5 protein-coding genes, 5 tRNA genes and 1 pseudogene are annotated in these 4620 nt (G+C 71.4%); 5 read left to right on the top strand and 6 right to left on the bottom strand.

Translation table 11 applies throughout. The annotated features are described in order from the left end of the window. Positions 1-218, top strand: a pseudogene (locus BZL64_RS04730) (aminoglycoside phosphotransferase family protein); the annotation flags it as partial. Positions 219-299: 81 nt separating this feature from the next. Next, entirely contained in the window at positions 300-602 is a 303-nt protein-coding gene (locus BZL64_RS04725) for a TFIIB-type zinc ribbon-containing protein (protein ID WP_086766465.1), read from the top strand. Positions 603-658: 56 nt separating this feature from the next. On the opposite strand, the gene BZL64_RS04720 is transcribed toward BZL64_RS04725, so the two are convergent. The 5 genes from BZL64_RS04720 to BZL64_RS04700 all read right to left on the bottom strand — a co-directional run bounded on the left by BZL64_RS04720 (position 659) and on the right by BZL64_RS04700 (position 1131). Then, positions 659-730, bottom strand: a tRNA-Val gene (locus BZL64_RS04720). A 37-nt stretch (positions 731-767) separates the two neighbouring features. Next, positions 768-839: transfer RNA gene (locus BZL64_RS04715), tRNA-Val, on the bottom strand. A 34-nt stretch (positions 840-873) separates the two neighbouring features. Further along, a tRNA-Val gene (locus BZL64_RS04710) sits at positions 874-945 on the bottom strand. Between the two features lies 1 nt (position 946). After that, a tRNA-Cys gene (locus BZL64_RS04705) sits at positions 947-1020 on the bottom strand. Positions 1021-1058: 38 nt separating this feature from the next. Further along, positions 1059-1131, bottom strand: a tRNA-Gly gene (locus BZL64_RS04700). 177 nt (positions 1132-1308) lie between these two features. On the opposite strand from BZL64_RS04700, the gene BZL64_RS04695 reads away from it, so the two are divergent. The 3 genes from BZL64_RS04695 to BZL64_RS04685 all read left to right on the top strand — a co-directional run bounded on the left by BZL64_RS04695 (position 1309) and on the right by BZL64_RS04685 (position 4071). After that, a complete protein-coding gene (locus BZL64_RS04695; RefSeq protein WP_086766464.1) occupies positions 1309-2352 on the top strand; it encodes a chorismate-binding protein in 1044 nt (347 codons plus the stop codon). Further along, positions 2349-3170, top strand: coding sequence for an aminotransferase class IV (locus BZL64_RS04690; protein WP_086766462.1), 822 nt, complete (start codon positions 2349-2351; stop codon positions 3168-3170). Before BZL64_RS04695 ends, BZL64_RS04690 begins: the two co-directional genes overlap by 4 nt. 82 nt (positions 3171-3252) lie before the next feature. Next, positions 3253-4071, top strand: coding sequence for a GNAT family N-acetyltransferase (locus BZL64_RS04685; protein WP_208639360.1), 819 nt, complete (start codon positions 3253-3255; stop codon positions 4069-4071). A gap of 6 nt (positions 4072-4077) precedes the next feature. Here the strand turns inward: BZL64_RS04685 and BZL64_RS04680 are convergent. After that, positions 4078-4620: DsbA family protein (locus BZL64_RS04680; RefSeq protein WP_086766458.1), on the bottom strand; the 543-nt coding region annotated here is incomplete at its 5' end.

Here is a 4620-nt window from a genome sequence, read left to right as displayed (position 1 = left end):
ACCGGGATGCCGGCGGCCCCGCCGTCCCCGCCGACGGCGACCCCTGGCCCGCCCTCGACGTCCCGGCCCGCGCCCTCACCGTGCAGACCGCGGCCCGAGCCCTGACGAAGGCGCTCGACCGGGGCAGGGATCTGGACGAGGTCGAGCAGGCCCTCGTCGACGCCTGTGCCCGAATGGGCTGCGCACCTGCCCAGTTGGCGCCGAGCCCGGCGAAGTAGGGTGCAACCGACCGCAGCGGGACAGAGTCTGTCCTGGTGATACGCGAAGCAGGACCGACCGGCGAGGAGTTGAGCCGAACCATGCAGTGTCCCAAGTGCCATGCCCCGATGCACACGTACAACCGCAACGGCGTCCAGATCGAGCAGTGCAGCAACTGCAGGGGGATCTTCCTCGACTACGGCGAGCTGGAGGCACTGACCCGGGTCGAGTCCCAGTGGACCCAGCCGGCCCCGCCGCCCCCGGCCGCCCCGCAGGCGTACCCGGCCGCTCCTGTCGCGCCCGCTCCCGCCTGGGGCGCCCCGCAGGGCGGTCACGGTGGCCACGGCGGTCACTACGGCAACAAGCGCCACAAGAGCTTCGGACACATGCTCTTCTCCAGCTGACCTGGCGCGCACGAAGAAGCCCCCGACCGCGCTGGCGGCCGGGGGCTTTCGGTGTGTGGACGATACTGGGATTGAACCAGTGACCTCTTCCGTGTCAGGGAAGCGCTCTCCCGCTGAGCTAATCGTCCTCGGGATGATCACGACCCGGAGGCCGTGACTGCTGCGTGCGCGATACTGGGATTGAACCAGTGACCTCTTCCGTGTCAGGGAAGCGCTCTCCCGCTGAGCTAATCGCGCGGGACGGACCTTCGATGATCTGCCGAAGATCCAGTGGACGATACTGGGATTGAACCAGTGACCTCTTCCGTGTCAGGGAAGCGCTCTCCCGCTGAGCTAATCGTCCTTGGAGGTGGAGACGGGATTTGAACCCGTGTAGACGGCTTTGCAGGCCGTTGCCTCGCCTCTCGGCCACTCCACCAGGAGTGTAGGAAACCGTGAAGTCCCCTTCTTCCTTCGAGCGGACGACGAGGCTCGAACTCGCGACCTCAACCTTGGCAAGGTTGCGCTCTACCAACTGAGCTACGTCCGCCTGTCGTTTCGGCCCGCTCTCGCGGCCCGGCGACGAGTTGAACTCTAGCGGATTCCGGGGCCAGCACAAAAACGCGTTTGTGCAGCGTGCTGCGCTGTGTTCCACCGAGTACCTGCTCAGGCCCCTGCCAGGACGTCCCGGAGCCGCCGCCGGGACACCCGCCCTAGACTCGACATCGTGCTCGACCTCCCTCCCCTCGCCCGCTTCGGCGACCGCGTCGCCACCGGTCTCCTCGATGTCACGGAAGACCTCTCAGCCCTCGATTCCACGGGTTTCTGGGCCGTTTCCGCCGATTTCGAGGGCCGTACGGTCTGCGCCCGCTTCGCCGACGTACGGGTGGAGCCGGTGCCCGCGCCGGTGCCGGGGGAGTGGCGGGGGCCCGCGGCCGGTGACTGGACGTCGTCCCTCGATCGCGGCGCGTACACGGCCGGGGTGCGCCGGATCCGGGAGTACATCGCGGCCGGCGAGGTCTATCAGGCGAACCTGTGCCGCGTCCTGTCCGCGCCGCTGCCCCCCGGCGCCGACGCGGACGCGCTGACCGCCCTGCTCGCCCGCGGCAACCCGGCGCCGTACGCCGGAACGATTCGGCTGCCCGGGTGCGGCGTCGAGATCGCCACCGCCTCGCCGGAGCTGTTCCTGCGCCGGGACGGGCGGATCCTGGAGTCCGGGCCGATCAAGGGCACCGGGCGCACCGAGGCGGACCTTCTGGAGAAGGACTACGCCGAGAACGTGATGATCGTGGACCTGGTGCGCAACGACCTCGGGCGGGTCTGCGCCACCGGCAGCGTGACCGTGCCCGATCTGTGTGCCGTGGAGAAGCACCCGGGCCTAGTCCACCTGGTGTCGACCGTCCGCGGTGAACTGCGCGAGGACGCCGGCTGGTCCGAACTGCTCGACGCGGCCTTCCCGCCGGGCTCGGTCACCGGCGCCCCCAAGTCCAGCGCCCTGGCGATCATCGACGAACTGGAGACGGCGCCGCGCGGCCCGTACTGCGGCGGCATCGGCTGGGTCGACGCCGACCGGCGCACCGGGGAGCTGGCCGTCGGCATACGCACCTTCTGGATCGACCGCGCGGCAGGCGTCCTGCGCTTCGGCACCGGCGCCGGCATCACCTGGGGCTCCGACCCCGAGGCGGAGTGGCGGGAGACCGAGCTGAAGGCGTCCCGACTGCTCGCGGTAGCGTCGGGAGCGTACGAGGTGAGTGGAGAGGGACTGACGTGAAGATCTGGCTCGACGGCGCTCTGCAGGACATCGAATCCGCCCGTGTCTCCGTCTTCGACCACGGCCTGACCGTGGGCGACGGCATCTTCGAGACCGTCAAGGCGGTGGAAGGCAGGACGTTCGCGCTCACCCGCCACCTCGACCGGCTGACCCGCTCCGCGCGCGGCCTCGGCCTGCCCGAACCCGACCACGCCGAGATCCGCCGCGCCTGCGCCGCCGTCCTGGACGCGAACCCGATGCCGCTCGGCCGGCTGCGGATCACCTACACCGGCGGCCACGGCCCCCTCGGCTCCGACCGCGGCGAGCACGGGCCGACCCTCGTCGTCGCCCTCGGCGAGACCGGCCGCCGCCCCGACTCCACGGCCGCGATCACGGTCCCCTGGACCCGCAACGAGCGCGGCGCGCTCACCGGCCTGAAGACGACGTCGTACGCGGAGAACGTCGTCGCGCTGGCCCGAGCCCACCGAAGCGGCGCCTCCGAGGCGCTGTTCGGCAACACCGTCGGGCTGCTCTGCGAGGGCACCGGGTCGAACGTCTTCGTCGTCCTGGACGGTGAGATCCACACCCCGCCGCTCGCCTCCGGCTGCCTCGCGGGCATCACCCGCGAGTTGACCGTCGACTGGACCGGCGCCAAGGAGACCGACCTTCCGCTGGACGTGCTGGAGCGCGCCGACGAGGTCTTCCTCACCTCCACCCTGCGGGACGTCCAGGCCGTGCACCGCGTCGACGACCGCGAACTGCCGGGCATGGACGGGCCGGTGACCACCAAGGCGATGCGGATCTTCGCCGAACGGGCCGGCGACGACCTCGATCCGTAGGGGCGGCCGGACCGCCGCCCGGCGCGCACCGCTCCTTCTAATTCGGCTGACTTGAGGTCCGGCAGCGGGTAGAACACCGGTGATGACCACGACCCTGCGGCCGACCGAGCCGCTCCAGCGCACCCCCGACGGGGCGTTGTCCCGCCGCTTCCAGGTGTGCGTGAACAGTCGCCCCGTGGGCGCGGTCCACCTCTGCACCCACCCCGAATTCGGTCCGGCGGTCGCCCGCGTCGACCATCTGTACATCGAGGAGGCGGACCGCGGGCGCGGCCGGGGCGCGGTGGCCGCGCTCGCCGCCGAGGAGGTGGCGCGCGGCTGGGGCTGCCACAGGATCGAGATCCGGGTCCCCGCCGACGCCGAGGCCGCCCTGCGTCTGGTCCGCGCGCTCGGGTACGTCCACCGCAACCGCGGGATGCGAAAGCCCCTCGGCGCCGTCCCGCCCGAACTGCCCGCCGGCAGCCGGGCCAGGCCCATGACCGAGGCCGAGTTCGAGCCGTGGCTTGAGCGGGGCGTCGCGGAGTATGCGCAGGACTGGATCGACCGCGGGGTTCCCGAGGACGAGGCCTGGGCCAAGGCTCGGCGGGACAGCCGGCCCCCGCAGGGCGTGCACACCCAGGACATGCTGTTCAGCGTCCTGGAACACGAGGGCCGCCGGGTCGGCACGCTGTGGATGTCCTTCGCGGGCGACATCGCGTTCGTCTTCGACGTCGAGACCGACGAGCCCTTCCGCGGCCGGGGCCACGGCCGCACTCTGATGCTGCTGGCCGAGGCCCAGTCGATCGCCGCCGGCAAGCCCGTCATCGGCCTCAACGTCTTCGTCGGCAACACGCCCGCCGAGCGCCTCTACGACTCGCTCGGCTATGTGCCGGAGGGGTACTCCCTCTACAAGCAGCTGCTCTGAGCCGCCTCAGCCCCGCTCGGCCAGCAGCCGGTCCGCGATCTCCTCGACGCGTGCGCGGAGCCCCTCCTGGCTCTTGCCGCCATCGAGGCGCTCGCCGCCGATGACGTACGTCGGGGTGCCGGTGACGCCGATCGCCTTGCCCTCGGCCTGGTCGGCGTCGACGATCAGGATGTGCCGCCCGTCGATGAGCGCCGTGTCGAACTCCTCGGCGTCCAGCCCCAGTTCCCGCGCCACCTCGACCAGGAAGGGTTCGCCCTTACGGTCCAGCTCCTCGACCCGCCCCAGTACCGCCTCGACGTACGGCCAGCCCTGTCCCTGTTCCACGGCCTCCTCGACGGCCTGGGCGGCGGCGAAGGAGTGCCGGTGCTTCTCCAGCGGGAAGTGCCGCAGCCGCGGCTCCAGCCGGTCGCCGTACCGCTCGCGCAGGGCACGCAGATCGGCCAGCGCGGTACGGCAGTCCGGGCACTGGAGCTCGCACCAGACATCGAGGACGACGGCGGGACGGGCGGGGTCGGGCGCCGGGACGGCCGCGGGGGAGGAGTCGTTCAT

The sequence above is a fragment of the Streptomyces bobili genome, assembly GCF_002154575.1.
In the GTDB taxonomy this organism is placed as follows: Bacteria; Actinomycetota; Actinomycetes; order Streptomycetales; family Streptomycetaceae; genus Streptomyces; species Streptomyces bobili.
Note: the sequence above shows the minus strand (reverse complement) of the source record. Positions and strands in the feature narration are given on the sequence as shown.